This is a genomic window from Streptomyces sp. JH14 (genome assembly GCF_029428675.1).
GTDB lineage: Bacteria > Actinomycetota > Actinomycetes > Streptomycetales > Streptomycetaceae > Streptomyces.
Map to the genome: position 1 here is coordinate 72865 of NZ_JAJNEL010000002.1, position 17272 is coordinate 90136.

Consider the following 17272-nt stretch of genomic DNA (forward strand, 5'->3'; position numbering starts at 1 on the left):
GGCGCGATGACCGACATCGGACATCCCGAGTCCTTCCACGGCCTGCCGGTCCTCACACTGCCCGGACCCGCCCGGCCGGGCGCTGATCCGCTCCCAGCGGCCGATGCGGTCGCCTGGCGGCTGGAATCCGCCTGGGAGGGTGATCTGACGTTCGCCGCGCTGTGGGAGCACTTCCTCGACACGGTGGACACGACCCAGGTACGTGCCCTGCTGATCGGCCCCTGGTGGCAGGAGGACTACAGCCCCTTCGCGCCGGTCGTCGGGCTGCTGTGTGCTCACGCGGACCGTTTCCCGGCCCTGAGGGCGCTCTTCCTCGCCGATGTCGTCAGTGAGGAGTGCGAGGTCTCGTGGCTGGAGATGCCGGACATCACCCCGGTGGTCGAGGCGTTCGGACAGTTGGAGGAGCTGACGGTCCGCGGGTGCGGTGAGCCGATCGCAGGCACGGAGACCCTCGCTCTGCGGCCGGTGCGGCACCAGGCGCTGCGATCCCTGCGGTTCGAGTCGGGCGGGCTTCCGGCCGGCGTCGTGCGGGCGATCGGCGGATCGGAGCTGCCGGCGCTGGAACGTCTCGAACTCTGGCTGGGCGTCCCGGAGTACGGCGGCGATGCGACGGTCGACGACCTCGCTCCGCTGCTGTCGGGTGGCGCGTTCCCGAAGCTGCGCCATCTGGGGCTGCAGAACAGTGAGATCCAGGACGAGATCGCGACAGCGGTGGCCGCCGCCCCGGTCGTCGCCCAACTGCAGTCGCTCTCCCTTGCGATGGGGACCCTGAGCGACATCGGCGCCGAGGCGCTGCTCGCCGGCCAGCCGCTCACCCATCTGACGTTGCTGGATCTGCACCATCACTACATCAGTGACCCGTTGGTCGACCGGCTCCGGCGCCTGGTCGGACCCGACTGCGTGAACAGCGAACCGGACGAGGTGGAGTACGGGGATCCGGACGAGGACGGCGAGCGCTATGTCGCCGTCTCCGAGTAGCGCGCTCGGCTCGGCGCCGCGTTTCGCCGTCGTCGGCAATCGCGGGAACCGCCGGGTCACGCTGTTCCAGGACGCGGTGCGCGCCGCCGGGCTGCCCGCCGCCCGGGTCGTGCCCTGGCTGGATGTGCTGCGCGGCCGGGCGGCATTCCGGCCGGGCGAGACCGTACGGATGGACTCGCCCGGTGAGGACGCCGAGGTGGAGCAACTCCTGCGGGCGGTCGACGATCCGACGAGGGTCGAGGGCAGCGCCCTCTGGTACGACCGGTTCACCGGAGCCGTACGGGAGGTCGCACGAGCCGCATCGGCGGCCGGCGCCGAGTTGCTGGACGACCCGGACGATGTCGCGGTTCTGTTCGACAAGCGGCTCTGCCATGCCGTGCTGAACGGCGCCGGAGTTCCCGTACCCGCGTCCGCGACCTCCGGGGCCGCGGCGCCCCCGGTGCGCGGCTGGGCGGATGTCCGTGCGCTGATGGTGGCGCACCGCATGCCACGGGCCTTCGTGAAGCTCGCGCACGGATCGTCCGCCTCGGGGGTGCTGGCCGTGGAGACGGCCGGACCGGGCCGGGTGCGGGCGACGACGTCGGTGGAACGCGACGCGGCCGGACGGCTCTTCAACTCGCTGCGGGTGCGGCGCTGTACGACGGAGGGCGAGGTGGCCGCGGTCATCGACACGCTGGCGCCGGACGGGCTGCACATCGAGCGCTGGCTGCCCAAGGCGTCTCAGCGCGGGCGGTCGGCGGATCTGCGGGTCGTGGTGGTGGCGGGCCGTGCGACCCATGCCGTCGTACGGACCAGCCGCTCCCCCATGACCAATCTGCACCTCGGCGGCGAGCGCGGAAGTCTCGACGAGGCGCGCGCGGCCGTCGAGGCGGCGGGTGGCAGCTGGTCCGGGGCCCTCGCCGTGTGCGAGCGGGCTGCCGCCTGCTTCCCGGACACGCTGTGCGTGGCCGTCGATCTGCTGCCCGCGACGGGCTGGCGGCGGTTCGCCGTCGGCGAGGTCAATGCCTTCGGCGATCTGCTGCCGCGCCTGACCGGCCTGCCGGGCAGCGGAGCCGAGGGCCTGGACACCTATGCGGCGCAGGTCGCCGCCGTACTGAACAGAGCAAGGAACCGCCGTGCAACCGCCACCGTCTGAAACCAGCCCTTCCCCTGCCGGCGCCGGAAGCCCGGGCGCCCGTGGCAACGCCCCCGGCGACTCCCGGGACGACGCGCGTGACCGGGACCCGGACATGAGCGAGATCGTGGGCAGCCACGATCTGCTGCTGATCACGCTCGACACCCTGCGGTACGACGTGGCGGCGGAGCTTGCCGCCGCCGGCCGCATCCCGTATCTGGCCCGTCATCTCCCGGGCGGCGCCTGGGAGAAGCGGCATGCCCCGGGCAGCTTCACCTACGCCTCCCACCAGGCGATCTTCGCGGGCTTCCTGCCGACACCCGCCGCCCCGGGCCCGCACCCGCGGCTGTTCGCGGCCCGTTTCGCGGGCAGCGAGACCACGGCTTCACGCACCTTCGTCTTCGACACCCCCGATCTGATGTCCGCTCTGGCCGGGATCGGCTACCGCACGGTGTGCATCGGCGGCGTCGGCTTCTTCAACCGGCAGGGCCCGCTCGGTTCGGTGCTGCCCGGCATGTTCCAGGAGAGCCACTGGGAGCCGGAGTTCGGCGTCGCGTCGCCCACCTCCTTCGAGGCCCAGGTGACCCGGGCCGAGGAGGTCGTCGCTGCGCTCCCCGCTGAACAGCGGCTCTTCCTCTTCGTCAACGTGTCGGCGCTGCACCAGCCCAACTGGTTCCACCTGCCGGGTGCCACCCGGGACGCGGGTGACACCCGCGCGACGCATGCCGCCGCCCTGGAGTACGTCGACGCGCACATCGGCCGGCTCTTCGCCGCCGCGAGCAGCCGCCGCCGTTGCTTCGCCGTCGTCTGCTCCGACCACGGCACGGCGTACGGCGACGACGGCTACACCGGTCACCGGCTCGGTCACGAGTCCGTCTGGACCGTTCCGTACGCACACTTCTTCCTGGAGCCGGGGGCCACCGCATGCTGACGACCGCGCAGACCACACGTCCGTACCAGAGCTATGTGTACGCCTATCCCCACAAGACGGCGTACGGAAAGCTCGCCGAACACCCTGCCGGGCGACCTGCGCTGCGTGAGCTGTGGGCGCAGGAGCGCAAGGACGTGCTGTCGCTCTATCTCCATATACCGTTCTGCGAGGTCCGTTGCGGCTTCTGCAATCTCTTCACCCGGATCGGCGCCCCCGGTGAGCTGACGACCCGCTACCTCGACGCGCTGGACCGGCAGGCCATGGCCGTCCGTGAGGCGCTGGGGGACGGCGAGCCGGTGCGGTTCGTGGCGGCGGCGTTCGGCGGCGGCACTCCCACCTTCCTGACCGCCGCCGAGCTCGAGCGGCTCTGCGACATCGCGGAACGGCGGATGGGCGCCGACCTGCGGTCCGTTCCGCTGTCGGTCGAGACGTCGCCGTCGACGGCGACCGCCGACCGGCTGGCCGTCCTCGCCGACCGCGGGACGACCCGGATCAGCATCGGCGTGCAGAGCTTCGTCGACGCCGAGGCCCGCGCGGCGGTCCGCCCGCAGCGCCGCGCCGACGTGGAGGCCGCGCTCGGCCGGATCCGGGACGCGGGCATCCCGGTCCTCAACATCGACCTGATCTACGGCATCGACGGACAGACGGAGGGCAGCTGGCGCACCTCGCTGGACGCCGCGCTCGGCTGGCAGCCCGAGGAGCTCTATCTCTATCCGCTGTACGTGCGCCCGCTGACCGGTCTGGGCCGGCTCGGCGCCGACGCAGGAGCCGCGGCAGCGGCGGACGCGGCGTGGGACGAGCAGCGGCTGCGGCTGTACCGCGCGGGCCGGGACCATCTCCTCGCCCACGGCTACGAGCAGGTTTCCATGCGTATGTTCCGGCGCACCGACGCCCCGCAGGAGGGCCCCACCGACCATGCGTGCCAGACGGACGGCATGATCGGCCTGGGATGCGGCGCGCGTTCGTACAGCTCGCGGCTGCACTACTCGTTCGACTACGCGGTGGAGATGCGGGAGGTACGGGGGATCATCGACGACTACACCGCCACCGAGGACTTCTCGCGCGCCGAAGTGGGCCGGTATGTCGACGGCGACGAGGCGCGCAGACGCCATCTGCTGCAGTCGCTGCTCCAGGCCCGGGGTCTGCCATCGGACGACTACCGCGAGCGGTTCGGCACCTGGCCGGGTGACGACTTCCGCAGCGAGCTGGACCGGTTCGAGAGACGCGGCTGGCTGGACGGCGCCGCCGGCGCGGCCGGGCTGCTGCGGCTCTCCCCCGAGGGCCTCGCGCACTCCGACGCGCTGGGTCCCGAGCTGTTCTCCCCCGCCGTACGGGCCGCGATGGCCGCGTACGAACTGAAGTGAGCGCCCCCATGGACCTGACGATCCTGTACCGCGGCCCGCTGGCGTCGTGCGACTACGACTGCCCGTACTGCCCGTTCGCCAAGCGGCGCGACAGCCCGGAGCAGTTGCGTGCGGACCATGCCGCGCTGGAGCGGTTCACCGCGTGGGCGGCGGCGCAGACCGGCGACCGGATCTCGGTGCTGTTCACGCCCTGGGGCGAAGGGCTGGTCCGTTCCTGGTACCGCCGGGCACTGGTCGAGCTGGCACAGCTGCCGCACATCGGGCGGGTCGCGATCCAGACCAACCTCAGCGGTCGTACACGGTGGCTGGCCGAGGCGGGCGGGACCGCACGCGACAGGATCGCGCTGTGGTGCACGTACCACCCGGGGCAGACTCCGTACGACCGGTTCCTCGCCAAGTGCCGTGAGCTGACCGTTCTGGGGGTTCGCCACAGCGTCGGTGTCGTCGGCCTCGACGGCCATCTCCACGAGGCGCGGCGGTTGCGCGCCGACCTGCCCGACGAGGTCTATCTCTGGGTCAATGCCGCGGAGGGCCACACCTACACGGACGAGGAGGCGGACCGCTGGACGGCCCTCGACCCGCTCTTCCCGTACAGCCGGCATCCGCACCGCTCGGCCGGAATGCCCTGCCGGACCGGCGAGTCGGTCATCTCGGTGGACGGGGACGGGACGGTGCGCCGCTGCCACTTCGTCCCGGCCGAGCTCGGCAATCTCTACGACGGCAGCTACCGGCGGGCGTTGGGCCCGCGGTCCTGTCCGCTCGCGGTGTGCGACTGCCACATCGGATATGTGCATCTGGAGACGCTGCCGCTGTACGACGTCTTCGCCGGTGGCGTCCTGGAGCGCGTTCCGGCCGGCCCGTGGCACCCACCGGGGCGTGGGGAACGTCCATGGCCGCCGTTGTCCTCGATCGCCGGACGGTCCTGAGGAGAACCGGACGGGCCCGCGGGGAAGCGGGCCCGTCCGGTGATCGCGTACGACGCGGCGACTACAGCGGCAGCAGGTCGGGGCGCTTCGCCTCGACGTGGTCGCCGGAGGACTCGCCGCGAAGCCGCCGTCCGATCCACGGCACCAGATACTCGCGCGCCCAGTGGATGTCGTCGCGGCGCACTTCGAGCGTCCCGCGCTGAGCCTGCGGCGGCCACTCCTGGTCCGGGTCGGCCGGCACGTCGAGGCCGAGGACCTGGGCGGCGCGCAGCGCGACCCGGGTGTGTCCCTCGGGCGACAGATGGAGCCGGTCGTCGTCCCAGGCGCGCCTGTCCTGCACGGACCGGAGCGACCACAGGTCGAGGACCGGGCAGTCGTAGCGGTCGGCGATGGAGCGCACATGGGCGGTGTACGTGGCGATCTTGCCGCGCAGATGACGCAGCACGGGAACGCCGCGGGTGTCGAAGCCGGTGGTGACCATGACGGTGCCGACGGACCGGGTCAGTTCGGCGACCGCGCGCTCGAAACGCTCGGCCACGTCGTCGGGGTCGGTGCCGGGCCGGATGATGTCGTTGCCGCCCGCGCAGAAGCTCACCAGATCGGGGGCGAGTTCCTTGGCGCGCGGTACCTGCTCCTCGACGATCTGGTCGAGGAGGCGTCCGCGTACGGCGAGATTGGCGTACCGAAAATTCCCGTGGGGCGAGCCGGCGGATCCATCGGTTCCGCCGGTGTCCGTCGCTGCATCGGGGTCGGGGAGCTGGTCCGCGAGGAGTACCGCGAAGCGGTCCGCCCAGCCGACGAAGGCTCCGTCCGGACCCGGGTCACCGACTCCCTCGGTGAAGCTGTCGCCAATCGCTGCGTACGACCCGATCGCGCCATACCGGTTACTGACGCCACGTTGATTTTTTCTCGAATCGTCTGCCACAAGGGCACATCCTGCACCGCCGAATGTGACCTACGCGACCGTAATAAGGGGTTGACGGGAGGTGACATAGACCACCCGGTCAGATTTTGGTAAAGGGGGAATAAGTGAAGGGGCGGTGCGCCGCCGCGCACCGCCCCTTCACCCAGCCGTTCGGATCAGGCCTGATCGGATCAGACGGAGATGCCGTGCGAGGCCAGGTAGGCGACCGGGTCGATGTCCGAGCCGTACGCGGGGCCCGTGCGGACCTCGAAGTGCAGGTGCGGGCCGGTGACGTTGCCGGTGGCACCCGACAGGCCGACCTGCTGACCGACGGTCACGGTCTGGCCCGCCGAGACGGAGAGCGAGGACAGGTGGCCGTACTGCGAGTAGCGGCCGTCGGCGTGCTTGATGACGACCTGGTTGCCGTACGCGCCGCCCCAGCCGGCGGTGACGACGGTGCCGGAGGTGATCGCCTTCACGCTGGTGCCGGTGGCGACCGGGAAGTCGATGCCGGTGTGGCTGCCGCTGGACCAGTTGGAGCCGGACGCACGGTAGTTGGTGGTGTGCTTGCCGGGCACCGGGTGGACGTAGCCGGAGCTGTTGCTCTCACCGGCGGCGGCCGCGGGCTTGGGGGCGGCCGAAGGCTTGACGGCCGGCGCGGGGGCGGTCGACGGAGCCGCGGCGGACGAAGCGCCAACGAGGGTCAGCTTCATGCCGGGGAAGATCAGGCTCGGGTCCTCACCGATGACCGTGCGGTTGTCCTGGAACAGCTTCTGCCAGCCGCCCTCGACCTTCTGGTCGGCGGCGATCTTCGCCAGGTAGTCGCCGGAGACGACGGAGTACGTCCGGGTCTCGGCCTGCTTCTTCACGACCGTGGCGGCCGGGGCGCCGTTCACGGTGGCGGCGGACTTCACGGCGGCGGGCGCGGCCTGCTCCGCGGCGTGGGCACCGGTGGCGCCGAGCAGCGGAAGGGCGATGACGGCCCCGCCGGCGCCGGCGGCGGCGACGCCACGAGCGATGGTGCTGGACTTCGGACGGCGGTGCTTACCCGATATGGGCATGAAGAATTCCTCTCCGGCGCCTGCGAGGTGAGCTGTCGGGTTCGGGCTGGAGATGCCCGGTCGCATGTCGTACGACTTCACCCCGAGCCGACCGGATTTCCCGGTCAGCGGCTTACCTGGTTCCCCCGCTCCTGCCACACGATGGGTGGGTGCGAATTCCGGACGGTGGCAGGATTTGGCGGTCCATCCGGATTGACGGTGACCGTAAACGAGCGAGGACGGGCAGAACAAGCCTCCGGTTCCGCAACGGAATCGGTGCCGGGAAATCGGCGCGGAATTCTGGTCACACTCCGTGGATCAGGGATCTTGGAATTCCGCGCGGCAGACGGAGTACCCACCCGCCGCACCGCCACACACCGTCACGGATATGATCCCGCTCACGACTTGCGAACCATCTCCCGTTTAAATAGGGCATGTTCCGCTAAATGCCCCAATACGGACATGTCATGAACATTTTCCGCGACGGAGCCTCAGCACTCTCGCGTCCAGGTCCCCCCGCAGCCCCGTGTGAAGCCCCTGATGAAGGAGCACGGAGCCGTGGTGGACCACCCCGGTGTCCACGCAGGTGTACGTCGCCCCGGCGTCGAGTCCGCGCAGCCGCAGGGCCGGCGGGCGCTCCCCGTACCGCTGCGCCTCCAGCCACATGAGCACCACCGTCTCGTCACCGTGCGTGTACTGCACCGCACTGAGACCGCCGCGCGGCGCACGCAGCCGGTACAGCGCCCCGTGCTGCACCACCGGGCGGATCTCCTTGTAGAGGTCCACCCAGATCCGGGCCTCGGCCAGCTCCTCGTCGCTCCATTCCATGAGATCCCCGCCGACTCCGAGCACCCCGGCCATCGCGCTCACGAAGCGGAAGCGCAGCGAGCTGACCCGGTTGTTGAGCTGGACGTTCGGGCTGTCGGTGACCCAGGCGGCCATCACTCGCGCCGGATGGATCTGCCCGAAGCCCTCCTGGATGGCGAGCCGGTCGAGCGGGTCGGTGTTGTCGGAGGTCCACACCTGGTCGGTACGGGCGAGGATCCCCAGGTCGATCCGGCCTCCGCCGCCCGAACAGGACTCGAAGGCGACACCGGGGTGGGCCGCCCGCAACCGGTCGATCAGCGCGTACAGCGCATCCACATGTGCGGTCCAGAGCCTTTGCGGATACTCCTCTCCCGGCCAGCCCGCATCGGTGAAACAGCGATTGAAGTCCCATTTCACGTAGTCGACCGGGGCGCTGGAGAGCAGCGTGTCGAGCTGTTCCCACAGATAGGCCTGCACATCGCTCCGGGCGAGATTGAGCACCAGCTGATTACGGAACTCCGTCCGGGTCCGCCCGGGGAAGTGCTGCACCCAGTCGGGGTGCGCGCGATACAGATCACTGTCGGCATTGACCATTTCCGGTTCGACCCAGATACCGAACTGCATGCCGAGCGCGTGCACTTCGTCGGCGAGGGGCTTCAGCCCACCGGGGAACCGTTCGGGGTTCGGGGTCCAGTCGCCGAGTCCGGCCCGGTCGCTGGTGCGCCGCCCGAACCACGCGTCGTCCACCACGAACAGTTCGACGCCCATGGCCGCGGCACGCACGGCCAGGGCGCGCTGCTGGTCCTCCGCGATGTCGAAGCCGGTCGCTTCCCAGGAGTTGTAGAGCACCGGCCGCGGGCTCGCGGCATCCGGGACGACGTGGGCCAGCTGCCAGGCGTGCCACGCCCGGCTCGCCCCGCCGAACCCGTCGGGGCTCCACAGGCCGGCGAACACGGGTGTGGTGTACGTCTCGCCCGGCGCGAGCCGCAGCAGCCCGGAGTCGTCGTAGCCGGCCCCGCCGGTGATCTGCACGAGTCCGTCGGGCAGCTGCTGCACGGCGATCCGCCACGACCCGGACCAGGTGAGCGCGCAGCCGTACACCTCGCCGTGCTCCTCGGTGGCGGCTGCGTCCGCGTCGAGCGCCACCCAGGGCAGGGCCTGGTGCCCGGTGTGGCCGCGCCGGCTGGACAGGACCTTCTCGCCGTACGTCAGCTCCGACCGCACGAGCTGCGTCTCCGCCGCCCAGCGCCCGTGCAGATGGCTGAGGCGCCAGCCGTCGCGGGCGGGCAGGGTCCAGGCGGCCGCATCGGCGCGCAGCAGCTCCAGCGGCGGCCCGTCGGGGCCGGCATGGGTGACGGTGGCCCAGCGCTCGATCACATCGGAGTCGTCCCGCATCCGGTAGTGCAGCGTGAGCGCGAGCCGGTGCACGGAGTCGGAGAACGCGATACGGAGCTCCTCGCCCTCCACCACGGCCCCGGCGAAGGCCCATTCCGTGCCCCGGACCGCAGGGGTGCGTACCGAGAGGGCGGGCCGGACGAACCGGGGGCCGCCCTCCACCGGATACTCCTCACGGCCGTCCAGCGCCGACTCGAAGCCGCGCACGGGCGGCTCCGGCGCGGCGGCGAGGGTCTCGGCGGCCGCGAGCGAGATGCGAGGCCCCCAGTGCAGGTGCAGCAGTTCGTCCCGGCCGGTCAGATGCAGTGCGTAGCTGCCCGTCGCTCCGGTCAGCAGCCAGGTCCGGCCCGTGCCGCCCGTCTCGATCATCCCGTCCCCCACATTCCCACAGTTCCGCACATCATCGAGCGTCCGCAGGTCGCCGGGCAACGCCTGCGCAGGGGGAATTCACCACCGTGCCGGGCGGAGAACAGCCGAAATGATTGACTGAGGAATCAATGTCGTATCGTCGCGGGAGTGACCTCGCCGGCGAGCCGCGCCGACGCCAGACACTCCAGGAGCCACCGTGACGCAGCAGGTGCCGCAGGTCCCGTCGACGGAACCCGAACTGGCAGGCGTGCGCAACTTCCGCGACGTGGGCGGACTGCCGACCGTGGACGGCCGCCGGGTGCGGTACGGACGGCTCTTCCGCAGCGGCCACCTCGCGCACGCCACCGACGAGGACGCGGCCTTCCTCGCCGGCCTCGGGCTGCACACGATCTTCGACTTCCGCAATGCGGCGGACCACAGGCTCGACGGCCTGGACGTCGAGCTACCCGGCGTGCGGAACGTGAGCATCCCGCTCTCCGACCCGGCCGACGGCGCCGAGTTCTGGCGGATGGTCCGCGACGGCGACATCGAGCAGCTGCGCACGATCCTCGGCGACGGCAAGGGCGCGGCCCGGATGACCGCCTCGTACAGGTCGATCGTCAGGGACCGCACCGCCGAGCACAGCCGGGTACTGCACGCCCTGGCCGAGGACAGCGTCCCCGCGCTGATGCACTGCGCGGCGGGCAAGGACCGGGCCGGTATCTCCATCGCGGTGGCGCTGCTCGCGGTCGGTGTCGAGCGTGAGGCCATCGAGGCGGACTACCTCAAGTCCAACGACCCGCACCGCCGGTACAAGGTGCGCCGCAGCGACACCTCCGCGACCGGGATGTCACCCGAGGTGATGGAGCTGCTCAGCCCGCTCTTCGACGCCCGCGCCGAGTATCTGGCCCAGGCGTTCACCACCATCGAGGAGACCTGGGGCAGCACCGACCGCTATCTCGCCGAGGGGCTGAAGCTCACTCCGCAGATGCTGGAGCAGCTGCGCGGCCGGCTCCTCGACGAGGCGTAGCCGGACGGCCGTCCGGCTACGGTGGTCGGCGGTCAGCCCTTGCCTGCCACCGCGAAGAGCAGGTAGAGGAAGGCCGCGAAGACATGCCCGGCGACGAGATAGGCGATCAGCCGGATCACGAGACCGCGCGGGAACTTCCCCTCCTGCGAGCCGTGGTTCTTCCTGGACGGGCTCAGCGGGTCGAAGTTTTCGGAATCGGACATGACAGTCCTCTCTGACGGCCGGAGGGCCGGACGAGCCGGTCTCAGCGGCGGTGGATCGCGCTGCCGAGACACAGCTCGACAGTGGGGCTCTGCAGCAGGGTGTGGACGAAGAGGAGCTCGGATCCCTCGCGGTCGACGGCGGTGATCCGGTGCGGGGTGAGCGAGTCGAAGTGGGCGCTGTCCCCGGGGTCGAGATCGTGCACGGTGTCGCCGAGGCTCACCCGCAGCCGTCCGGCAAGGACGTACAGCCACTCCTCGCCGGGATGGACGCGTACGAGATCGCCCTGGGCGCCGTACGGAACCCGGACACGCAGCGCCTGCATCGCCCGGCCGGAGCCGCCCGCCTGCTGATACATCCAGCCGTCGGCCGCCGCACCTTCGAACCTGGCGCCGCGGACGATCGCGTCACGTTCCGGGGACATCTCGCCGAGCAGCTCGGAGACCGTCGTACCGTAGATCCTGGCAAGTGCGAGGAGCATCGGCAGCGACGGCTGCCGGCGGCCCGTTTCGAGCCGGGAGAGGTGGGCGGGGGAAAGCCCCGCGCGCTGGGCGGCCGTCTCGAGGGTGAGACCGCGGCGGCGGCGCAGATCGCGCAGCCGTGGCGCGACCTCGGGCAGCTCGTCGGCCACCCCTCCATCGGGAGGATTCATACCTCCATTGGGCCAGGATCCTGCCTCAGAGGCAATTTTCTTGCCTCTGAGGCAAATCCCGCGGACTCAGCGGTGGGCGACGGCCTGTTTCACCAGTGTCCTGCCGAAGTCCCACATCAGCCCGCCGCCGCTGTGCGCGTCATCCATCACCGCGGTGAACGCGGACACGAACCGGTCCACCTCCGGCTCGCCGATGATCAGTGGCGGGATCAGCTTGATCACTTCCAGATGGTCGCCGGACACCTGGGTGAGGATCCGGTGCTTCTGCAGCAACGGCACGACCACCATCTGCGCGAAGAGACCCTTACGGGCCGCCTGGAGCATCGTCCAGCGGCTGCGCAGCTTCAGTGAGGACGGCCGGCCGAACTCGATTCCGACCATCAGCCCGCGGCCACGGACATCGTGCAGCAGCTCGTACCGGCCGATCAGCGCGGCAAGCCGCTCGCGCAGCAGATCGCCGGTACGGCGGGCGTGGGCGGCCGTCTCCTCGTCCTCCATCACCGAGAGGACCGCGAGCCCCGCCGCCATCGCCTGCGCGTTGGAGCCGAAGCTCGCCGAGTGGACCAGCACCCGGTCCATCGACGAGTAGACCCGTCTGAAGATCCAGTCCTTTCCCAGGGTCGCCCCGACGGGCACATAGCCGCCCGAGAGCGCCTTGGCGACACAGACCAGATCGGGTTCGACACCTTCCTCGTGCTGGTACGCGTAGAAGTCACCGGTCCTGCCGAGGCCGGTCTGCACCTCGTCGGCGATGAGCAGGGCCTTGTGCCGGTGCAGCAGCTCCTGCGCGGCGCGCAGAAAGCCGGGCGGCGCCTCGTGGACGCCCTTTCCCTGGATCGGCTCGACGATGAGCGCCGCCACATCGCCGCGTTTCAGTTCGCGGCGCAGTGCGTCGAGGTCGCCGAGTCCGACGGCGGTGTCGGGCAGCAACGGTGCGAAGCCGTCCCGGAAGCCGGACTCCCCGTTGACCGAGAGCGAGCCGGTCGTCAGGCCGTGGAAGGCGTGGGTGCAGTAGAGCACGCGCGGCTTCCCGGTGGCGTAGCGGGCGAACTTCAGCGCGGTCTCGACGGCTTCGGTACCGCTGTTGCCGAAGAAGACCCGGTCCAGGTGCGGGCTGTGCGAGAGCAGCTTCTCGGCCAGCAGTCCGGGCAGCGGCTGGCAGTCGAAGCGGGTGAGGTCGGCGAGCGAGGCGTCCATGACGTCGTGCAGTGCCTTGCGGACGACGGGGTGGTGGCGGCCCAGTCCCATCACGCCGAAGCCGGCGAGCATGTCGAGGTAGTCGTTGCCGTCCGCGTCCCAGAAGTACGCGCCCTCGGCCCGCTCGTAGACCTTGTCGAAGCCGATGGCGTGCAGCATCCGCGGCAGCTGGTGGTTGAGGTACTTCGTATGCAGTTCGTAGCGTTCGGCGCCGCGTTCCGCGAGGAGCTGCGCCAGATCGAAGCTCTTGGGCCCGCCGTCCTTCATACCCCGCTCTCCTCCGTCCTGTCGACCGCGTCCTTGACGGCGAGCGCGGCGCTGATCCGGCCGGCGATCTCGACCGGTGTGAGCCCGATGTCGGCCAGCACCTCGGCGCGCTTGCCGTGCGCGAGGAACTGCTCGGGGATGCCGAACGTCCGCAGCGGTACGTCGACACCCGCATCCCGCAGCGCCTGTCCGACCGCCGAACCGACCCCGCCCGCACGGCTGTTGTCCTCGACGACGGCGACCAGCCGGTGCCGTTCGGCGAGCGGGGCGAGCTGTTCGTCGACCGGCTTGACCCACCGGGGGTCGATGACCGTGCAGCGGATCCCGCGGCCCGCGAGGAGATCGGCGGCCTGCAGGCAGACGGAGGCGAGCACGCCCACCGCCACGATGAGCACCTCGGGGTCGTCGGCGCGGTGGAGCAGGTCCATGCCACCCACCCGGCCGATCGCCGGGACGGCCTCCCCCACCGACTCCTTCGGGAAGCGCAGCACGGTGGGGGCGTCGTCGACCGTGACGGCTTCGCGCAGCTCCTCCCTGAGCCGGTCGGCGTCGCGCGGGGCGGCGATCCGCAGCCCGGGCACCACCTGGAGGACGGACATGTCCCACATGCCGTTGTGCGAGGGACCGTCCGGGCCGGTGACCCCGGCCCGGTCGAGGACGAACGTCACCCCGCACCGGTGCAGGGCGACGTCCATCAGCAGCTGGTCGAGGGCCCGGTTGAGGAAGGTGGCGTAAACGGCGACGACCGGGTGCAGCCCACCGGTGGCGAGTCCCGCCGCGGAGACCGCCGCGTGCTGCTCGGCGATCCCCACATCCCAGACCCGTTCGGGAAACGCCTCGGCGAACTTCGTCAGACCGACGGGGTGCAGCATCGCCGCGGTGATGGCGACGACATCCGGCCGCTCCGCGCCGATCAGCGCGATCTCGTCCCCGAACACCGAGGTCCACGACGGGCTTTCGGCCGGGACGAGCGGTGCGCAGGTCAGCGGATCCATGGCGCCGACGGTGTGGAACCGGTCGGCCTCGTCCTCCAGCGCGGGCGCATAGCCGCGGCCCTTCTCGGTGAGGCAGTGCACCAGTACCGGGCCGTGGAAGCGTTTGGCCCGGCTGAGCGCGGACTCGACGGCCGCGATGTCGTGCCCGTCTATCGGCCCGACGTACTTGAGCCCCAGGTCCTCGAACATTCCCTGCGGGGCGAAGGCGTCCTTGAACCCCTTCTTCGCGCCGTGCAGCGACTCGTACAGCGGCTGTCCGACGACGGGCGTGCGCTGGAGGACGTCCTTGCCCCAGGACAGGAAGCGCTCGTATCCGTCGGTGGTCCGCAGCGTGGCGAGGTGGTTGGCGAGGCCGCCTATCGTCGGGCCGTACGAGCGCTCGTTGTCGTTCACCACGATGATCAGCGGCCGGTCCCTGGCCGCCGCGATGTTGTTGAGCGCCTCCCACGCCATACCGCCGGTGAGCGCCCCGTCCCCGATCACGGCGACGACATGGTCGGGGCGGCCGAGCACCTCGTTCGCCTTGGCCAGGCCGTCCGCCCAGCCGAGGACGGTCGAGGCGTGCGAGTTCTCGATGACGTCGTGCGCGGACTCCTCGCGGGAGGGGTAGCCGGAGAGGCCGCCCTTCCCGCGCAGCTTGGAGAAGTCCTGCCGCCCGGTGAGCAGTTTGTGTACGTAACTCTGGTGCCCGGTGTCCCACAGGATGCGGTCCACGGGCGAGTCGAAGGCCCGGTGCAGCGCGATGGACAGCTCCACCACCCCCAGGTTGGGCCCCAGATGGCCGCCGGTCCTGGCCACCGCCTCGACCAGGAACTTCCTGATCTCCCCGGCGAGTTCGCCGAGTTCCGGTCCGCTCAGCGCCTTCAGGTCGTGCGGCCCCCGAATGGTCTCCAGAATGGTCACGCTCGGGCCCCCTCTCCGGTCCTGTTTCAGCTCACGGTGACGGCGGGAACCCCTGACGGTGTCCCCGCGTCTTCCATGCCCTCGGCGATCTTCAGGGCTTCCTCGATGAGCGTCTCGACGATCTTCGACTCGGGAACCGTCTTGATGACCTCGCCCTTGACGAAGATCTGCCCCTTGCCGTTCCCCGACGCCACACCCAGATCCGCCTCACGGGCCTCACCCGGACCATTGACGACACAGCCCATCACGGCCACCCGCAACGGCACCTCCATGCCCTCAAGACCCGCGGCCACCTGATCCGCCAGCTTGTACACATCCACCTGCGCCCGACCGCACGACGGACACGACACGATCTCCAGCCGCCGCTGCTTCAGATTCAACGACTCCAGAATCTGCAGACCGACCTTGACCTCCTCGGCCGGCGGCGCCGACAACGACACCCGGATCGTGTCCCCGATCCCCTCCGACAGCAACGCACCGAACGCCACCGCCGACTTGATCGTCCCCTGGAACGCAGGCCCCGCCTCCGTCACCCCCAGATGCAACGGGTAATCACACTGCGCCGCCAGCAGACGGTACGCATTGACCATCACCACCGGATCGTTGTGCTTCACCGAGATCTTGATGTCCCGGAACCCGTGCTCCTCGAACAGCGACGCCTCCCACAACGCCGACTCCACCAACGCCTCCGGAGTCGCCTTCCCGTACTTCTTCAGCAACCGCGCATCCAGCGAACCCGCGTTCACACCGATCCGGATCGGCGTCCCCGCATCACTCGCCGCCCGCGCGATCTCCTTCACCTTGTCGTCGAACTGCTTGATGTTCCCCGGATTCACCCGCACCGCCGCACAGCCCGCATCGATCGCCGCGAACACATACTTCGGCTGGAAATGAATATCCGCGATCACCGGAATCTGCGACTTCCGCGCAATCGTCGCCAACGCATCCGCATCATCCTGCGTCGGACACGCCACCCGCACGATCTGACAGCCCGACGCCGTCAGCTCCGCAATCTGCTGCAACGTCGCACCGATGTCCGACGTCCGCGTCGTGGTCATCGACTGCACCGACACCGGTGCATCCCCACCGACCGCCACCGACCCGACCTGGATGCGCCGCGAGGGGCGGCGCACCGCGAGCGGCCGGGCCGGCAGCTCGGGGAGACCCAGTGCGACCGGCTCTCCAGTGGCCATCACGTCACCCGTTCCCGGCGACGGTCTCGCGCATGGCGCGCAGGGACTCCTTGAGCGAGCCCATCGTGGCCAGCACGGCGGTGGGCTCGTAGCCGCAGTGCGCCATGCAGTTGGCGCAGCGCGGGTCCTTGCCCCGGCCGTACTTGTCCCAGTCGGTGTCCTCGATGAGCTCGCGGTACGTCGGGACGTACCCGTCGCTCATCAGGTAGCAGGGCCGCTGCCAGCCGAAGAGCGAGTAGTTCGGGATCGCCCAGGCCGTGCACGGGAAGTCCGCCTTGCCCTCGAGGAAATCCAGGAAGAGCGGCGAGTGGTTCAGCCGCCAGCGGTTCCGGTTGCCGCCCGCGAAGGACTTCTTGAAGAGCTCGCGGGTCTGCTCGACGCCGAGGAAGTGCTCCTGGTCGGGCGCCTTCTCGTACGCGTAGGCGGGCGAGATCATCATCTCGTCGACCTTCAGGTCGTCGTTGAGGTAGTTCAGAACCTCGATGACGGTCTGCGGGGTGTCGGTGTTGAAGAACGTCGAGTTCGTGGTGACCCGGAAGCCCCGGCGCTTGGCCTCCTTGATCGCCTCCACCGCCTCGTCGAACACGCCCTCCTTGGCGACCGATTCGTCGTGCCGCTCACGCAGACCGTCGATGTGCACGGCGAACGCGAAAAACGGCGACGGGGTGAATTTCTCGATCTTCTTTCGCAGCAGCATCGCGTTCGTGCAGAGGAAGACGTACTTCTTCCGCGCGACCAGCTGCCGCACGATTTCGTCGATCTGCGGGTGCATCAGGGGTTCACCGCCCGCGATGGAAACCATCGGGGCACCCGATTCCAGGACCGCGCCGACGGCCTGGGCCACCGGCATGCGCTGCTTGAGGACTCCGGCCGGATGCTGGATCTTCCCGCAGCCCTCGCACGCCAGATTGCAGGCGAACAACGGCTCCAGCTCCACAATCAGCGGGAATTTCTCTCGCTTTCGGAGCTTTTGTTCAATGAGGTACGTCGCAACCTTGATGGACTGACGGAGCGGCATGGCCATCTA

At 70.0% G+C, this 17272-nt stretch carries 15 protein-coding genes and 1 riboswitch; of the genes, 6 read left to right on the forward strand and 9 right to left on the reverse strand.

Features of this window, described 5'->3' with window-relative positions; genetic code table 11:
- Positions 1-6: 6 nt before the first annotated feature.
- The 5 genes from LRD69_RS29950 to LRD69_RS29970 all read left to right on the forward strand — a co-directional run bounded on the left by LRD69_RS29950 (position 7) and on the right by LRD69_RS29970 (position 5313).
- On the forward strand, positions 7-978 hold the full coding sequence (locus LRD69_RS29950) for an STM4015 family protein (RefSeq protein WP_277329977.1): 972 nt from the start codon (positions 7-9) through the stop codon (positions 976-978).
- Complete coding sequence (locus tag LRD69_RS29955) at positions 959-2113, forward strand: STM4014 family protein (RefSeq protein ID WP_277329978.1); 1155 nt, start codon at positions 959-961, stop codon at positions 2111-2113. The genes LRD69_RS29950 and LRD69_RS29955 overlap by 20 nt, the downstream gene beginning before the upstream one ends.
- Positions 2114-2207: 94 nt before the next feature.
- Positions 2208-3023, forward strand: coding sequence for an STM4013/SEN3800 family hydrolase (locus LRD69_RS29960; RefSeq protein WP_277329979.1), 816 nt, complete (start codon positions 2208-2210; stop codon positions 3021-3023).
- Complete coding sequence (locus LRD69_RS29965) at positions 3017-4387, forward strand: STM4012 family radical SAM protein (RefSeq protein WP_277329980.1); 1371 nt, start codon at positions 3017-3019, stop codon at positions 4385-4387. The genes LRD69_RS29960 and LRD69_RS29965 overlap by 7 nt, the downstream gene beginning before the upstream one ends.
- Before the next feature lie 8 nt (positions 4388-4395).
- Positions 4396-5313: an STM4011 family radical SAM protein gene (locus LRD69_RS29970; RefSeq protein ID WP_277329981.1), complete on the forward strand. Its 918-nt coding sequence runs from the start codon at positions 4396-4398 to the stop codon at positions 5311-5313.
- A gap of 61 nt (positions 5314-5374) precedes the next feature.
- On the opposite strand, the gene LRD69_RS29975 is transcribed toward LRD69_RS29970, so the two are convergent.
- The 3 genes from LRD69_RS29975 to LRD69_RS29985 form a co-directional block, all read right to left on the reverse strand.
- Positions 5375-6238 carry an SGNH/GDSL hydrolase family protein gene (locus LRD69_RS29975; RefSeq protein ID WP_277329982.1) on the reverse strand — a complete coding sequence of 288 codons (864 nt, stop codon included), beginning with the start codon at positions 6236-6238 and terminating at the stop codon, positions 5375-5377.
- 170 nt (positions 6239-6408) lie between these two features.
- Complete coding sequence (locus LRD69_RS29980; RefSeq protein ID WP_277329983.1) at positions 6409-7278, reverse strand: LysM peptidoglycan-binding domain-containing M23 family metallopeptidase; 870 nt, start codon at positions 7276-7278, stop codon at positions 6409-6411.
- Between the two features lie 4 nt (positions 7279-7282).
- Positions 7283-7436, reverse strand: a riboswitch (cyclic di-AMP (ydaO/yuaA leader).
- 286 nt (positions 7437-7722) lie between these two features.
- Positions 7723-9828 (reverse strand): alpha-galactosidase, encoded by a 2106-nt coding sequence (locus LRD69_RS29985; RefSeq protein WP_277329984.1) that lies wholly within the window; start codon positions 9826-9828, stop codon positions 7723-7725.
- A 196-nt stretch (positions 9829-10024) separates the two neighbouring features.
- Here LRD69_RS29985 and LRD69_RS29990 point away from each other — a divergent pair, with 196 nt between their 5' ends.
- Positions 10025-10837 (forward strand): tyrosine-protein phosphatase, encoded by an 813-nt coding sequence (locus LRD69_RS29990; protein WP_277329985.1) that lies wholly within the window; start codon positions 10025-10027, stop codon positions 10835-10837.
- A 32-nt stretch (positions 10838-10869) separates the two neighbouring features.
- Here the strand turns inward: LRD69_RS29990 and LRD69_RS29995 are convergent, their stop codons facing one another.
- The 6 genes from LRD69_RS29995 to hpnH form a co-directional block, all read right to left on the reverse strand.
- Positions 10870-11040, reverse strand: coding sequence for a DUF6126 family protein (locus tag LRD69_RS29995; RefSeq protein ID WP_277329986.1), 171 nt, complete (start codon positions 11038-11040; stop codon positions 10870-10872).
- Between the two features lie 41 nt (positions 11041-11081).
- The gene (locus LRD69_RS30000) at positions 11082-11690 is read right to left on the reverse strand and encodes an XRE family transcriptional regulator (RefSeq protein WP_277329987.1); all 609 of its coding nucleotides are present in this window, start codon (positions 11688-11690) and stop codon (positions 11082-11084) included.
- Positions 11691-11756: 66 nt separating this feature from the next.
- On the reverse strand, positions 11757-13154 hold the full coding sequence (locus tag LRD69_RS30005; RefSeq protein ID WP_277329988.1) for an aspartate aminotransferase family protein: 1398 nt from the start codon (positions 13152-13154) through the stop codon (positions 11757-11759).
- Positions 13151-15052, reverse strand: a complete 1902-nt coding sequence (gene dxs, locus LRD69_RS30010) for a 1-deoxy-D-xylulose-5-phosphate synthase (RefSeq protein ID WP_277329989.1) — start codon at positions 15050-15052, stop codon at positions 13151-13153. Before dxs ends, LRD69_RS30005 begins: the two co-directional genes overlap by 4 nt.
- 26 nt (positions 15053-15078) lie before the next feature.
- On the reverse strand, positions 15079-16245 hold the full coding sequence (gene ispG, locus LRD69_RS30015) for a flavodoxin-dependent (E)-4-hydroxy-3-methylbut-2-enyl-diphosphate synthase (protein WP_277329990.1): 1167 nt from the start codon (positions 16243-16245) through the stop codon (positions 15079-15081).
- Between the two features lie 4 nt (positions 16246-16249).
- Positions 16250-17269, reverse strand: coding sequence for an adenosyl-hopene transferase HpnH (gene hpnH, locus LRD69_RS30020; protein WP_277329991.1), 1020 nt, complete (start codon positions 17267-17269; stop codon positions 16250-16252).
- Positions 17270-17272: the final 3 nt, after the last annotated feature.